We start from the raw sequence: 16302 nt of genomic DNA on the forward strand, positions 1-16302 counted from the left end.
CCAGACAGGGTAAAAGCATCAGTGTGACAAACTCCACTGGCTTTAATTTCCACTAAAACTTCTCCTGCTTGTGGCCCTTCTAGTTGCACAGTCTCGATAGTTAATGGCTTACCTGCACCATAGGCTACTGCTGCTTTAACTTCCAAGAGTTAGCCCTCCCGTAAATAATTCAAAATTCAAAATTCGTCTTGGAAAGTTTGCTCAACGGGGGAAACCCCCGCACGCAACTTTCCGCAAAATTCAACAAGCCCTAGTCAGTGTGCTAATGGGAAATATCCATCGCTTAAAGTCATTGTTGGCAATTTATGGATATCTATCTTAGGATGCTTACGAGTTTTTTCATAGTCTGTGTGTCAGTGAACCAGAAAATTGCATTTTTGGGAGAGATTGGTACATTAGTTACAGGCGGTAAACTGGAAAAATGATATCTATCTGCCGCGATAAATTTATATTGTCGTCAACCCTTCACTTACCTTTACTTTTGCATAGCTTATGAACCCTGCCCTAACTAAAATTGGCTCTCAAATGTCTAACCTCACAGGTGTCCGAGCAATTATGAAGGACATTAACGAAACGCTAAAAGCTAATCGGGGGCAGGAATTAATTAATTTGAGTGCAGGCAATCCGTTGATTTTACCAGAGGTAGAACAGTTGTGGCGGGACTACACAGCAGAATTGTTGGCTAGTTCAGAGTATGGGGAAGTAGTTTGTCGTTATGGTTCCAGTCAAGGCTACGCGCCATTAGTTGAGGCGATCGCTAACGACTTTAACAAACGCTATGGTTTAAACTTAACTGAGCGCAATATTCTGCTCACCCCTGGTAGTCAAAGTCTCTACTTCTACGCTGCTAATTCTTTCGGCGGCTACACTAATAATGGTCAGCTCAAGCAAATAGTTTTACCTTTAAGTCCAGATTATACAGGTTATGGTGGTGTTTGTTTGTTTCCAGAAGCTTTATTAGCTTACAAACCCACTCTCGACATTGACGCAGCTAATCACAAGTTTAAATATCGTCCTGACTTCAACCAGTTATCAGTTACAGAAAACACAGGCTGTATTATCTTTTCCCGTCCCTGTAACCCCACAGGTAACGTCATGACAAAAGATGAGGTGCAGAAAATCGCTGCTTTAGCGGCTTCCTATGATGTACCCGTGTTAATCGATTCCGCCTATGCACCACCATTCCCAGCCTTAAACTTTACAGATATGCAGCCAGTATTTGGCGACAATATCATTCATTGTATGAGTTTATCTAAAGCTGGATTGCCAGGGGAACGCATTGGCATCGCCATTGGGGACGAAAAATGGATACAAGTTTTAGAATGCTTCCAGACAAACTTATGTATTCATCCCTCACGTTATGGACAGGCGATCGCGGCTCGTGCTATAGAATCCGGTAGTCTGGCACATATCTCCGAAACTGTAATTCGTCCCTTCTACCAAAACAAATTTACAGTTCTAGAAGACACCTTAAATAACTCCATGCCCAAAGATTTACCTTGGTTCTTACACCGTGGAGAAGGTGCAATCTTTGCTTGGCTATGGTTAAAAGATTTACCGATTACTGACTGGGAATTTTACCAAGAACTCAAAAAAGTCGGTGTAATCATCGTTCCTGGTAGTACATTCTTCCCTGGTTTACAAGAAGAATGGCAACACAAACACCAATGTTTACGTATCAGCCTCACAGGTAGCAACGATGAAATTGTTCTGGGAATGCAACGGTTAGCGAAAGTCGCAGAACAGGTTTATCAAAGTGCGGCGGTTAGTGCTTAAAGATGGGCATTGGGCATTGGGCATTGGGCATTGGGCATGGAGTATAAAATCACCTTTGTCCTTTTACCTTTTAATTTCTCATCTTTACCTCTATCGCTATTTTGGTAGCGTGCTTCGGTAGTTAATTTAACAATCATGAACCTCAAACAAACACAACAAAAGACAGGAAGACGAAAAGTAGGGAAGAAAGAAAAACCCAGTCCCCAGTCCCCAGTCCCCAGTCCCCAGTCCCCCAATTTAGATGACTGGATAGAAATCGGTAAAATTGTCGCACCACAGGGTTTAGCTGGGGAAATACGGGTTTATCCCACAACTGATTTTCCTGAAAGGTTTGAGGAGTCGGGAACACGTTGGTTATTACGTCCAGGGGAAACAGCACCACAACCCATTGAGTTATTAGCAGGGCGTTATGTAGAAGGAAAAAATTTATATATCATTCAATTAGCTGGTGTCGAAGATCGCAACCAAGCCGAAGAATTACGTGATTGTAAATTATTCGTCCCCATTAGCGATCGCCCCCAACTAGGAGAAGATGAATATCATGTGATTGACTTAATTGGTATAGAAGTCTTCTTGCAAGAGTCCGGGGAACTAGTGGGTAAAGTAGTTGATGTCATTCCAGCTGGTCATGATTTGCTAGAAGTACAGTTAACGCCACATGATCATGAGCAAAAACCCAAGAAAGTTTTGATTCCCTTTGTGAGAGCGATCGCACCTGTAGTAGATATATCATCTCGTCGCATCGAAATCACTCCCCCCGTCGGCTTATTGGAACTCAGTCATTAGTCATTAGTCATTAGTCATTAGTCATTAGAGAACAGGTAACAGGTAACAGTTTTTCTCATCTCCTACCTTGTCTTCCCCTGCCTCCCCTGCTTCCCCTGCTTCCCCTGCTTCCCCTGCTTCCCCTGCTTCCCCTGCTTCCCCTGCTTCCCCTGCTTCCCCTGCTTCCCCTGCCTCCCCTGCCTCCCCTGCCTCCCCTGCTTACCAAAGCAACGGTATATCTTTTAGTTGGAAGTTCCTCAACTAATCCTCTATATTCTGTGTTTGCTCGGCTAAACCGTCTTGTGGTGAAATGATGAGAGTGATTCCTGCTGTGGCTAGTATACTGATGATAGCTACGGCAATTAAGGTATTTTGTTTGCCAAATCTGAGAAATACCCTCAAACTTTCAAGGAAGCTACCACTACCTGTTACCTGTATCGGTTCTAGTGCAGCTAATGCAGCCGCCGCATTTGGATAACGGTATTGCCATCTAGGTTCTACCATTCTGCTTAACCAGTTTCTCAAGCGGGGATTGAGTGTAGAGAATTCCTGCAAATTGAAGCGATACTTACCGTTAACTAACTGACTGATACTGATAGAACGAGTCTTGGCAAGTAAGTAAATTAACGTTGCACCTACACTATATAAATCTGATGCTGGGGTGAAAGGCTGACCCAAATGTTCCTCCGGTGGCATAAAATAAGGCGTGCCACTGGCTAAACTGCTAAGAGCCATTTTTTCACCTTGTATGTGTGCCAAATCAAAATCAATCAGATAAGCATTGAATTGCTCATCAACTAAAATGTTTTCTGGTTTGATGTCGCGATGGATAATCGTATCAATACGCTGCTGTAAATACACCAAAATCTCTAAAACCGACATCGCAATTTGTTTAATTGCCTCTGGATGCAAGTGCGGTATTGCAGCTAAAGAAGGAGCGTTTTTATACTCCTGTACTATGTAAAAACCTGTAGCGGTGGTAAAAGTATCTATATAACGAGGAATGCGGGGATGATTGAGTCTTTGTAAGATTTGTAATTCTCGTTCATAAGCCGTTATTCCTAGCCAGTCTACACCAACATGAGCAAGACTAAACTCTTTAATCACCACCCGTTGTGGGGAGTTACGGACATGAGCAAGATAAGTGATGCGTCCCCCTTGCTGGTTGCGTCCCAACTCGCGGATAACTTGATAACCCAAAGCAGAAAAATCTGGATGTTGAATTAAGGGATTTTTCCCTTGATTATTGACATCAAGCTCCATTACACACCACCTGAGTTTGATTTTGTCAAGGCGAAGTCAACAAATTATAAATACTCCTCTAGATGATTACTTGCCATTCTGCCCTACTTTTGCAGTGATGAGTGCTGAGTGCTGAGTGCTGAGTGCTGAGTGGGGAGTGATGAGTAGGGAGTGATGAGTGATTTTTTCTCCCCTGCACCCTGCACCTCTACACCCTTAAACCCTTACACCCCCACACCCCTACACCCTTACACCCCTACACCCCGCTTTTCTGTTCTAACCAATCAATAATCTCAGCATTGACAATATTCGGGACTTCATCGTGGGGACAATGGCCAGCATTAGGAATGGGTACGATTTTGACATCTTTACCATCTGTCAGTGCTTGTTCATAAATTTTCGCACCAGTAATGGGTGTCCAGGGGTCTTCAGCACCCCAAATCACTAATAGGGGACGGTTGATTTTTGGTAGTAGTTCCTGTGGTGCTGGGCCTGGAGGTGCGCTGATAATGGAGGTGAATACTTTTTGCGCTCCTGGGTCGCAGGCTGGAGTGTAGATTAAATCAACTAGTTCATCAGTAACGGCTGTGCGATCGCAGTACACTTGATAGAGGGTGCGGCGAATTTGCTCCTTTTGGCGGATGCGATTAAATATTAACTTACCTGTAATGTGCGATCGCACAAAACGATTAAAAGCCGCCATCACCACTCTTAAAGCTGGGTTCAATTCATGGGAACGATGACTCAACCCACCAGCTGAATTAATCAACACACCGCCAGCCGTGATTTCTGGATATTCAGCCATCACTATCAAACTGATGAGTGCGCCAATAGAATTACCAATAAATACCGCCGGTTGTTGGATATGCTCTGTCCAAAAATCTTTTAATAGTTCTGCCCAAACCTCTGTACTGTAATCTATAGGGGCTTTATCCGAACCACCAAAGCCCAAAAGATCCAACGCAAACACCTGATAGCCAGCATTCGCTAATACGGGAATATTTTTGCGCCAGTGTCCAATGGAAGCACCAAAACCATGCACTAGCACCAAAGGTTGTCCTGTACCCATGACGGTGTATTGAATTTTATGATTGCGCCAAATCCAAATGAGTTTTTCAAACTGCGCTGTAGATACTTTTTGCTCTGGTACTAATGTCATTATTAAGATTCCTATAGTATTGATATATATAGTAAAGTGTTTCACCTCCTAGCATTCTCATCAAAATGTTAATTTGAGTAATGAGTGCTGAGTGCTGAGTGCTGAGTGCTGAGTGCTGAGTGCTGAGTGCTGAGTGCTGAGTGCTGAGTAATGAGTAATGAGTAATGAGTAATGAGTAATGAGTGCTGAGTGCTGAGTGCTGAGTGCTGAGTAATGAGTAATGAGTGCTGAGTGCTGAGTGCTGAGTAATGAGTAATGAGTAATGAGTAATGAGTAATGAGTAATGAGTAATGAGTTGTGGGGATTAAAAGAGAAATAAAGACTACCTTGTCCCAGTCCCCAGTCCCCAGTCCCCAATCCCCAATCCCCAGCGATGCACTGAGCTTGCCGAAGTGTCCCCAGTCCCCAATCCCCAATCCCCCCATATTCCCCGAACGTGTTAGTTTTATCTTCACAAAGGGATTAATAGATGAAGGAACTGTGAAGTTCCCTTCACTTTTAGCCACTTAATACGGTTCGAGATGAAATTTAGACATCCACGTTCCCTACATCATGTCAGCACAGTTTTTCTCACGGCTACATCCTTAGCAGTATTTTCTCCCATATTGTCTGCCTATGCAGATCCTGGAATTTCTACCAAGGTGACGCAAACACAGCTACTCGCAGATGAATCTCTCAGTAGTGATGCTGAACAACTGCCAGAACCAATTAAAATAGCTGTTCTACAAGATATTTCTCAACGCACTGGTATTGAAGTTTCTCAACTCCAAATCATTCAATCGCAACAACAAAGTTGGTCGAATAGTTGTTTGGGTTTAACAATTGCAGATACTAACTGTACAGAAGCAGAAGTCAGTGGTTGGCAGGTAGTAGTATTAAAGGATCAACAAGTTTGGGTATATCGCACTGATGAATCTGGAACATTAGCCAAACTGGATGAAGATGCTACTCAGTTTGTTAATGCGATGATACGGGGTGAGGAAGTGACATCTCGCAGAACTACTAGCAGAACTGTAGAAAAACAAACAACTAGAGTTGAGCGCAATACTCAAGTAGTTGCAACTAGTAGTTCTGTTAAAGGTAAAAAAACAGGCTTCAGCTTGGCAATTTTACAACCATCGGGTAATTTTTCCGATGTTATTGCGCGTGTTTCCTATAAAGCCAAACGCCACAAAGGCTTTGTAGCGGAAAGATTTTTAGGTGATTTTAAATACAAATTAAATCGTAAAGCCAAATTTGCTAAAGGATTAAAAGCAGGCGATCGCGTGGTCGTGCGGCTGTATGATCTGCAAAACCGCTTTATTGGTTACAGCGAATTTGAGTTATTGTCAGCTCACACAGCAGTTAACTTAATTTTGTCCGATAACCCCACAGAATATCAAGTTGTGCGTACTGTTTGCGGTGCTGATGCTGACCAAGATGGCACAATTGATACTAATACCACCGCTTACGACTACTTTACCCAAGTTAGTAATGAACGGGTAACGTTTTTGAGTAGTTCCCAAACTATTAATATCAGTCAATTTCAGGCTGAAGGTTTTTCCACTGTCGCCACAAATAGCGTTTATCCGACTTCCTTCCGCACCGGTGAATTTACACTGGTACGTCAAACAATGAATGTCTTTAGTTACAACTTGGCGGAAGCATTAAAAGTTGAACCAGGTAGATTAGTAGAGTTTAATGAAGTCAGCAATGATGATAACTCCATATATGACATTGGTCAGTTGATGATGACCTATCGTGAAATTGGGGTAGGGAACGGGATTCAGGTAAAATTTGCTGATGTTGGGGATAATTACTGGGCTAAAGACTTTATCGCGGAATTAGCAGCACTGCAAATTATCCAAGGTTTTCCCGATGGTAATTTCCGTCCTGACGAACAGTTGACACGCGCCCAATTTGCGGCAATGCTAACTCAAGCTTTTGCTAAAGCTAAAGTGAGAAATGCTATTAGCTTTCGGGATGTCTCTACTAGATATTGGGCTTATAACGCCATTCGTGATACCTATGCAATGGGCTTTTTAAGTGTGGCTGGGAATAACTTCAAACCTATGCAAACATTGTCTCGTTCAGAAGTTTTGCTAGCTTTAGCCCAAGGACTCAATTATACATTTAGCGGTTCTACGCAAACCATTTTGGCAGTTTATCAAGATGCGACTAGTATTCGCTCTGATGTGCGGAATGCGATCGCAGCCCTCACCGAACGGGGTATCATCGTTAATTATCCCAATGTGCAAACCCTCAATGCTGATAAAGTAGCCACTAGAGCAGAAGTTGCAGCTTTAATCTACAAAACCCTAGCCAGTACAGGTGATGTATTTGATATCTCCTCTCAGTACGCCATAGACAGCATACAGCAGCGAGCCGAGGTTGATAGATTTAATCGCACTGATGACGATGACAATGATGATAAAAAAGTCCGTCGCCATTGTAACCAAGGTATTGGCAATGGTTCCGAAGGCTGCGATCCTGGTAATTCCCGTCCCCACGATGGTAGTAACGATGAAGATGGAAGAACTCCAGGCCGTCCCAGATAGTATTCTCAGTTTTCTCAGAAGCCGATGATTGCTTCTTGATAAGTTCACAGTAGGATAAACACCAAGGGAAAAGGTAAATATATTTCTAAATTTTTACCCTTTCCCCTTTCTTAATAACTCAACCAACATCTTTTTTACTTTTACATTCTTTCTTTTGCCTTTTGCCTTCCTATTCCCCAGTTCCCTTAACATAAACATCTTGAATAGGGAAAGGAATCGAAATCCCAACTTCCTGATAACGCTTGTGCAGTTTCTTAATAAATAAATGTTTGCCGATGCGCTGGTCAAAATATTCACTCACACGCATATATAAAGTAAAATCTATACTGAAATCTCCAAAAGAGTGAAATCTAATATATGGTTCATTCTTAATTAAATCAGGGGCAATTTCTTGCATGACTTCCTTTGCCACTTCTACTGTCACCTGTTCCACCTGTTCCAAATCGGAATTATAACTCACCCCTACATTCATAGTTAAAGTAATTTCCTTGGCAGGTAGATGATAATTAGTGAAAATTGTCGAGCCAAGTTTAGAATTAGGCACAATCACGACATTATTAGATAATTCTCTAATAGTGGTATTTCGCCAAGAAATATCTATGACATATCCCTCATTGCCATCATTCAATTTCACATAATCACCCGTACGCACTTGTTTAGAAAGAATTAGATAAAAACCAGCAAATAAATTTGCCAAAGTATCTTGCAATGCCAAACCCACTGCTAAACCACCGACCCCTAAAGTTGTGATAATCGGAGTAATAGCAATTCCCAAAGTTTGCAAAATAATTAATATGCCTAACCCCAAAACAGCAGCTTTCGCAACATTAGAAATTAGTGATGCGGTAGCTCTAGCGGCTGATTTAGTGTAGAGATTCAAAAACCCAGCCGTGAATCTCGCAGCAACTAAAGTAATAGAAAACAGAAAAGTGATGGTGGTGAGTCTTTGTAATAAATTAATGATATCTGTTTTAATGGGCGCGCTGACAACTGCACCAGAAAAACCCGCTAGCATGAACCAAACAAAAGGCATAGATTGCAGGGAAGTAAAAATAATATGACTTCCTGGAATATTTTTATCAGTAGCAAACTTTTGTAATCGATGGAAAACAACTTTTTCACCAATAATTCCTGTCAACAAGCCCACTAAGATTAATGCTAGAGGTAAAATCCAGTCCATCATTATCAATTTTTAATTTCCTGTCAGCAGATGATTACTGCAAGATTTTACCTCATGACTACACCATCAAAAATCTCCAGATGGGTGAAATACTAGAATTCGGGTGAAAATAAATAATATGGATCTACCGATTATTTATCATCCCGATTACGTTGCACCATTACCTGAAGGTCATCGCTTCCCGATGGCTAAGTTTCAATTACTCTATGAGTTATTATTAACTGACGGCGTAGCCCACTTAGAACAATTTCATTTGCCAAATCAGCCGCCTTTAGAATTAATTGAGTTAGTCCACACTCCCGACTATGTGCAGAGTTACTGTCAAGGGACATTAGATTCCAAAGCACAGCGTCGCATTGGTTTACCGTGGAGTCTAGCCTTAGCCAATCGTACCTGCATAGCAGTCGCTGGGACAATCCTGACAGCAAAGTTGGCATTAAAACAAGGTTTAGCCTGTAACACTGCTGGGGGAACACATCACGCCTTTCCTAGCTATGGTTCTGGTTTTTGTATTTTTAACGATTTAGCCATAGCATCCCGTGTGCTGCAAAAACAAGGACTTGTCAAAAAAATCTTGATTGTTGATTTGGATGTGCATCAAGGAGACGGTACAGCCTTTATTTTCCAGGATGACGAGAGTGTATTTACTTTCTCCATGCACTGCGAAGTTAATTTCCCAGGAACTAAACAAACAAGTGATTTAGATGTTCCTCTACCCGTGGGAATGGAAGACGACGCTTATCTCCAAACCTTGGCGAATTATTTACCAGATTTGCTATCTCAAGTCAAGCCAGACTTAGTATTTTATGACGCTGGTGTTGACCCCCATATAGGCGATCGCTTAGGTAAACTAGCCTTAAGTGATACTGGCCTCTTCCGCCGAGAAATGCAAGTCTTAAGTACCTGCGTCAGTGCTGGCTATCCCGTCGCCTGCGTCATTGGTGGCGGTTACGCCGATGATATGAAGTCTTTAGTCTGGCGACACTCCTTAGTACATCGCGCCGCTAGCGAAACTTATCACCAATATAAATTATACTAATTTTCTACATGATATTACTGATAATAAAGTTTTTAAATATGTTTTAATGTAATTAAATTAAAAAACCCTATTGGCATATTATCAGGTTTTGTTGATGGACAATCCCAAAATCAGCATCTACGAACTATCATCCGACGACTGGGGATATAATTTGCTAGGTTCGGCAATTGACCGTCTTATCCGTGATCTTGAGGGTGAAGATGTTATTGAAGCACATACTGACTTTCAGGAAAGGCGAGAACTTGCTAACGAGTTAATGTTAGAAATGTTTGGACAAGAGCCTTGCCTATTTTATGTGCGTCGTAAAGGTCTAGGGAAACTTAATGGAGAAGAAATTTGGGAACTGACAGTAGCCACCGATAGAGATGATGTGCTACTCCCTCGAAGACTTGAAAAACTACGAAAAACTTTAGGATTAAGAGCTGCCGTACAACACAATGGATACGGCGGTTTAAAAATCATTTCTACTCGGTTGTTACAAACTGAGTTGAGTTATGCTGATGGCTATTCTTTACCTTGTTTTTTACGTTTACTTCCAAACTACAAATACCAAATCAATATTCCACAAGCAGCACTAACTAAAATAGCTAAAATGCCTATCTGTGGTGATCATGTACCTACAGAAGAGCAGATTAAAGCTTGGAAAGTGTTTTTACAAATAGAGAAGAAAATCGCTCAATCACGTCAGTTTTGCGTATATTTATTAGGTCATAATTATGGCTCTGCTACCAGAACCATCAGCTTTGATATTGATGTAGACTTAGCTACTGTTGACGGTGCTGAAGAAAATTCCCTTGATGCGGAAGATTTTTGGCAACGTGTAAGACGGGCAAAAAATGAAGATATCAGGTTATTTGAGACTGTTCCTGATAGAAGAAACTGGCGTGATAGTCGCCAATTAGGGTTAATTGAAGGATTTGATTCTCAGAAGTGTATCATCCGTGTGAGACTAGAACGTGAACTAGCAGAACAGATGGCAGATGGGCTTTATCAACTACCATCTTCAGGATTTTTATATTTTCAAGCTGCTGGTGATATACAACAGATTCGTCGTAAAGAAATAGCTTTAGATGACCTAAATCAAGGTCGTACCCAAAACCCCTACTTAGGAAATTTTTTATTCGATGCTTCTCAAGCAAGAGGAATAAAAAACACTGTTCAACTTCAACTAGATGATTTATTATTATCATCCGCTAATCCTAGCCAGAAAGCAGCAGTAGAAATGGTACTTGCATCTGAAGACTTAGCTTTGATTCAAGGTCCACCAGGCACAGGTAAAACTACTGTAATTGCCGAAATTTGCTATCAAGTTGCTCTGCGGGGTGGACGTACTTTAATTGCTTCTCAAGCTAATTTAGCAGTAGATAACGCCCTGAGTCGATTAGTTCACAACCCTGTAATTCGGGCTGTGCGAAAAGGGAAAGCTGAAAAAGTAGGAGAGGAAGGACAGCCATTTTTAGAAGAAAAAGTAATTAATACGTGGCTAAACAATACAGCTACTTACTGTGAAAATAATCTTGGACAAAGACTTAAGGATGTAAAAGTATTACGTGAATTGTTGATATTATCACAAAGATTTTTAGAATATCTGAAGTTAGAAAATGTATTCCAAGAAGAACAAAGTATATTAGAAACACACAAAGCTAATTTAGAGTTATCCTGTGCAAATAAAACGAATGAATATCAACAAGTAACAGAAGAATTAATTAAGATTAAATCTCTCAAAAGTGCTGTGGATAACTTGTTAAATCAAGTATCTTTAGTAGATTGGCAAGCTCCACAACTTGTGAATTTGTGGAATAGCCTTCTGCCATATATCTCTACAGATATTTATGTCCGAGACTTTTGTGCAAATCTTCGGATTGCAGTTGATTTAGCTTCTGAAATTGGCATAATACACACAAATGTTAGCTTATTTGGTTTAGCTACTTGGTTGCATAATACAGCCACCGTTAACATTTCTGAATTTAAGACAGCTTTAGATTATGCAAATCATACAGCTACAGCTATGATTGAAGCTGAGTCAGCCGCACAGACTCATAGACAAAATTCGCAGTATTTTACTGAGCTCAATTCAAACTACAAAAGATTTCTTAGTGTTCAGCAAAGTTTACAGCAAGAAATCAGGAAATTACAAAAACGTAAGTCTGAAATCAGTTCAGCAGTGATTTCATTAGATACATGGCTACTTACGGCATCATCTACTGTATTTAACAGCTTGACACAATCTTTTAAGACGCGCCAAAAGTTTATAGTTGAATTAATAGAACTTCCTGTAGAGTTATTAACACTCATACAACAGTATGATTATGTAGACGGGGAAAATACTTTTGCTGATTGTCAACTAAAATTTAATGACTTAATTCAGCAATATAGTCAGTGGGATACATCTTGTAACCTATTTAGAGAAATTAAAAATTTAGTAGTAAGAGGAAAAAACTTATTAGGTAATCGCATAATTAGGGAAAGTGATATTTCTGAGATGAGTGCTATTAAAGAAATAAACCCAGTTATATCTCTTTTTAAACTAAAACAATTAGCACAAAATAGTCTTGAAAAAATTGAGAAGCCTTTGGGTATTTGGGAACAGATTATTGAAAGAATTATTGTATTTGCTCTTAATTATAAAAGCTTAGAGACAATTATCAAAATATTACGCCCATATAGCCGTCATTACAGTGTAGCAATCACCCTTGAGTTTGTTAATAGACAAGCGAAAATTCTACTTCAAAGAGTTAAACCGATTTATAGTGAATCAATCCTAATTGAGATTACAAACGAAGTAGTAAAATGTATTAATCAAAATGAGTATACATGGCTAAAGCAATTACAGGCTGAGACAGAACAAACTCAACAAAAGCTAGAAAAAGAATTAAGTGAACAAGTAAGCATAGCAGATAATTGTAAACAAAAAATACTAGCTATTCAAGAATCTTTAAGAATTTCTCATAGTGAATCAGGCTTTAAGTTAAAAAGAGCGATCGCACTATTGCAGGAGCTTTCCCAATTCTCACATTTACCAGATGAATTGCAGGTTACAGTTACAAGAATGCTTGGCGATTCCTCTAATATATTAGCTGAAATTCCACATTTTACCGCCAAAATACATCCTATTGAAAGTCGAATAAAACAACTAGAAAATGTATTATATTTAATAGATAATTCGGCATTGCTTTCAAAAATTCAATCTTTGCTGATAGATAAAATATCAGACATACAATCAACACAGTCAAAGTGTAAGAATAAACTAACAGAATATCAGAAACAACTCAACCAGATCATAGTTAAGTTACAGCAAAACTTAGATAAGCTATCAGCAGAAAGAATCTGGTGGCACTCAACATGGGAAGCAATACCAGATAAATTTAAAATAGCGATTTCTGCTAATGACTCTTTTTCTATAGAAGCCCTATGTGAAGTTGAAAACCATTTTAACTATTGGCAACAGCAACTAAAAAATGAGGAGACTTATTTAACAAGATATCAGAACTTTATTCAAGATTGGATTCAGAAACTGCGTCAACCATCAGAAAGCGATCGCAATGATTTGAGACGAATTTATTTAAATAATGCCAACGTGGTTGGTATTACCTGCGTTCAGGCTGCTAATCGTGATTTTTCTGACGAATTTAAATATTTTGATGTCGTTATCATTGACGAGGTTAGTAAATGTACGCCTCCAGAGTTATTAATTCCAGCCTTAAAAGGTAAAAAGTTAGTTATGGTAGGCGATCATAAACAACTACCACCGATGCTTAATACTGACACTTTAGAAGAAGTTGCCCAAGAAATTGGTAGTACACGCGAAGAACTAGAATTCTTAGAAGAGTCTATTTTTAAACTTCAGTTTGAGTCTGCTGAACAAAGCATTAAGCAAATGCTGAACATACAATATCGAATGCACCCCTTCATTATGGGTGCAATCAATCAGTTTTATGACGATAAACTAGGATGTGGCATTTTAGAACCTGATATAAAACGCGCTCATAATTTAGCAGGTAAAATTATTCAAGAACAACATCATATAGTTTGGATAAAAACACCTATAAATCCTGATTATCAAGAGAAAAGAGAAGGTACATCTTTTATTAATACTCAGGAAATTGATGTGATTGAAACTTTGTGTCACCATTTTAATGATATTTGGGCCACTAAAGTAGCTACTGGTGAACCAAAAAAAGAAATTGCCATAATTACATTTTATGGCGCACAACTCAGAAAAATTGACGAACGACTGCGTTCTGAATCATTTCCATCTTTACAAATTCGTACTGGTACAGTTGACCGCTTTCAAGGTATGGAAAGACCTGTGGTGATTGTTAGTATGGTTCGCAACAATCAGGTTAAAGATGTGGGATTTGCTAAAAAGCCAGAACGAGTTAATGTAGCCTTTTCCCGCGCTCAAGAACTATTAATAATTGTAGGCTGTCATGAATTATTTACTAGTCAACGAGGAAAAGTCGGCAATATGTACTCTCAAATTTCCCACGTTATCCGTCATCAAGGAGGTTTAATTGATGTTTCTCGCATCTGCGGCTAAACCTATTGATGAACATCTGAAAAGTTTAGTAGATAAAATTGAAGCACAAAGTTCTAGCTTATCAGTTTTAGCGGCACGTCAATTTCGATATAATCTCTATCAAACTCCTATAGAGGTAACTATTAAAGAGGCTCGCAATGTTAATCTTCTTGAAGAGTTCATTATTCGAGCAGGTATTGAATTTGACACACCGCTAACAGCAGACGAATTAGCATCCGTACTTGGTCTTGATAGTGTATTTATAAAAAGTACGATTGCAACACTTCAATCATTACAAGTTATAGGAAATACTTCAGAAATTACTGTTACACCTGAAGGACGTTTGTTTTATGAGAGAGGTTCTGTGCCTCAACCTCCATATACAGTAAAAATTTATGCTTTTACAAGTCCTTTAGAAGAGAATATTATTTTTAAGTATGAATCATTAGATTTATTAGATAATGCTTTAATAACGCTGCCGAATTTAGCAGAATTTGTAAATATTGAACAAGAAAATAATGGTCTTATCTCATTATCATTAGATGAACTACAGCGAAAAATTCAGGATTCTAGTTTAGCTCTTCATATTCCAGAAGATGGAAAAATCATTAACTCGTGTAAAATTATCTCACCTGGAAAAAAAATTTGGAAAAAAATAGAGGTCTTAGTAATTTATGATGCAAATGATGATCAATTGAATATTCAAGTACGCAATGGTAATAAAATTTTGGAATCTGCAACAAATAGCCTACAATCATTTATAGCTGACGAGAAGATTTCGCTAAAATCATTATGTTTTTTATCTGATGATATCATCAATTTTGAACGCGAAGCGACTCTTAAAAGGAAAAATACCGAAATAGAAGCTAGAGTTGAGAAAATCAGACAAAAGGCACTAGTTTACAATACAGAAACAGATTCAAATACAGATAAATCAATAGAAAATGGCACAGCTATTCAATTACGTGATAGACAAATTAATCAAGCTTTTTGGGAAGTATTAAAAGCTGCGAAACGTCAAATTCTCATATATTCTCCTTGGGTCAGTTCTGTCGTTGTAGATGGAAAATTTCTCAAGCTACTAAAAGAATTAGTAAATCGTGGAGTTTGGATTTTAATTGGATATGGAATTGCACGACGACAAGAAGATGAGGATAGACCAATACCGCCAGAAGTAGAAGCCAAACTACAGGCGATAAGAACACCTGATGGTTTACCTGGTGTAAGCATATTTTGGTTGGGTGACTCCCACGTAAAAGAAGTAATAGTTGATCAAAAGATTCATCTTTGTGGATCTCATAACTGGCTTTCCTATCGTGGTGACTACCTGCCACGAGGTGAATCAGTATATAAGGTGACAATTCCGAATCAAGTACAAGAAGCCTACGAGTTTCTGTCTCATCGCTTTCAACATCATGCTCAAACACTATGGCAAAAATCTTTAGAAGCGCGTGATCCTCAGATGGCGATCAATTCTTTGTGTGTATGGGCTTCTCTGGGAATGGAAGATTTTGCACTCCGAGAGATACAGGACAACCATTTCTCAGAACTTTTGCCCATCTGGGCAAATATTAAAGCACAGTGTGAAAGAAGCGCGACTAGATATAAGCACAATTAGACAGTGAATGAGCTTCTATTTTCTCCATCTTCTCTGCCCCCTGCTCTACATAGTGATACGATATTTTTTAGTTGGAAGTCCCTTATCGGTAATCCACAATCAATAAAATGGGTGATTACCCTTCACCGACTACCGAACTCAACAGATAACTTAAGTATTAAGATGTACAGGCAAAACAAGTATTTTTAATCAAATTGAGATTAAAGATTCTTAGAAAATATGAATTGAGAGTTAATCAACTTCTCAATATACAAGGTTGGGTTGAACGGAGTGAAACCCACAAAAACAAGGTCTTTGGGTGTTGGGTTTCGTTCCTCAACACAACCTACACCTAAATTTACCAAAGAATTGAAAAACAAGGGTTTTAGATTTTTATACAGTGAGAGTGATTAAAGAAGGGTAGGTAAGGTGAAATTCCATAATTCTTAACTTTAAAGTCGCTCTCAGAGTCGATAAAAAAACTCGTT

At 39.3% G+C, this 16302-nt stretch carries 11 protein-coding genes and 1 pseudogene; 6 read left to right on the forward strand and 6 right to left on the reverse strand.

Going from position 1 to position 16302, the window contains the following annotated elements; all coding sequences use genetic code 11:
- Nucleotides 1–146: pseudogene (locus CV014_RS17905) on the reverse strand (S-(hydroxymethyl)glutathione dehydrogenase); the annotation flags it as partial.
- Nucleotides 147–492: 346 nt separating this feature from the next.
- Here CV014_RS17905 and CV014_RS17910 point away from each other — a divergent pair.
- Nucleotides 493–1776 (forward strand): valine--pyruvate transaminase, encoded by a 1284-nt coding sequence (locus CV014_RS17910; RefSeq protein ID WP_236143262.1) that lies wholly within the window; start codon nt 493–495, stop codon nt 1774–1776.
- On the opposite strand, the gene CV014_RS17915 is transcribed toward CV014_RS17910, so the two are convergent.
- On the reverse strand, nt 1773–1913 hold the full coding sequence (locus CV014_RS17915) for a hypothetical protein (RefSeq protein WP_236143263.1): 141 nt from the start codon (nt 1911–1913) through the stop codon (nt 1773–1775). The genes CV014_RS17910 and CV014_RS17915 overlap by 4 nt on opposite strands.
- On the opposite strand from CV014_RS17915, the gene rimM reads away from it, so the two are divergent.
- The gene (rimM, locus tag CV014_RS17920) at nt 1912–2562 is read left to right on the forward strand and encodes a ribosome maturation factor RimM (RefSeq protein WP_236143264.1); all 651 of its coding nucleotides are present in this window, start codon (nt 1912–1914) and stop codon (nt 2560–2562) included. The genes CV014_RS17915 and rimM overlap by 2 nt on opposite strands.
- 240 nt (nt 2563–2802) lie before the next feature.
- On the opposite strand, the gene CV014_RS17925 is transcribed toward rimM, so the two are convergent.
- The 3 genes from CV014_RS17925 to CV014_RS17935 form a co-directional block, all read right to left on the reverse strand.
- Nucleotides 2803–3804, reverse strand: a complete 1002-nt coding sequence (locus CV014_RS17925) for a serine/threonine protein kinase (RefSeq protein WP_236143265.1) — start codon at nt 3802–3804, stop codon at nt 2803–2805.
- A gap of 235 nt (nt 3805–4039) precedes the next feature.
- Nucleotides 4040–4942 carry an alpha/beta fold hydrolase gene (locus CV014_RS17930; RefSeq protein ID WP_236143266.1) on the reverse strand — a complete coding sequence of 301 codons (903 nt, stop codon included), beginning with the start codon at nt 4940–4942 and terminating at the stop codon, nt 4040–4042.
- A 68-nt stretch (nt 4943–5010) separates the two neighbouring features.
- Entirely contained in the window at nt 5011–5358 is a 348-nt protein-coding gene (locus CV014_RS17935) for a hypothetical protein (protein ID WP_236143267.1), read from the reverse strand.
- 105 nt (nt 5359–5463) lie between these two features.
- Here CV014_RS17935 and CV014_RS17940 point away from each other — a divergent pair, with 105 nt between their 5' ends.
- Entirely contained in the window at nt 5464–7479 is a 2016-nt protein-coding gene (locus CV014_RS17940) for an S-layer homology domain-containing protein (protein WP_236143268.1), read from the forward strand.
- A gap of 169 nt (nt 7480–7648) precedes the next feature.
- Here the strand turns inward: CV014_RS17940 and CV014_RS17945 are convergent, their stop codons facing one another.
- Entirely contained in the window at nt 7649–8662 is a 1014-nt protein-coding gene (locus CV014_RS17945) for a mechanosensitive ion channel family protein (protein WP_236143269.1), read from the reverse strand.
- Between the two features lie 115 nt (nt 8663–8777).
- On the opposite strand from CV014_RS17945, the gene CV014_RS17950 reads away from it, so the two are divergent.
- The 3 genes from CV014_RS17950 (at nt 8778) to CV014_RS17960 (ending at nt 15835) form a co-directional block, all read left to right on the forward strand.
- Complete coding sequence (locus tag CV014_RS17950) at nt 8778–9698, forward strand: histone deacetylase family protein (protein WP_236143270.1); 921 nt, start codon at nt 8778–8780, stop codon at nt 9696–9698.
- A 94-nt stretch (nt 9699–9792) separates the two neighbouring features.
- Nucleotides 9793–14238, forward strand: a complete 4446-nt coding sequence (locus CV014_RS17955) for an AAA domain-containing protein (protein ID WP_236143271.1) — start codon at nt 9793–9795, stop codon at nt 14236–14238.
- Complete coding sequence (locus CV014_RS17960; protein ID WP_236143272.1) at nt 14216–15835, forward strand: hypothetical protein; 1620 nt, start codon at nt 14216–14218, stop codon at nt 15833–15835. Before CV014_RS17955 ends, CV014_RS17960 begins: the two co-directional genes overlap by 23 nt.
- The last annotated feature ends 467 nt before the right edge of the window (nt 15836–16302 follow it).

The sequence above is a fragment of the Nostoc sp. CMAA1605 genome (assembly GCF_021596505.1).
Taxonomy (GTDB): domain Bacteria; phylum Cyanobacteriota; class Cyanobacteriia; order Cyanobacteriales; family Nostocaceae; genus Trichormus.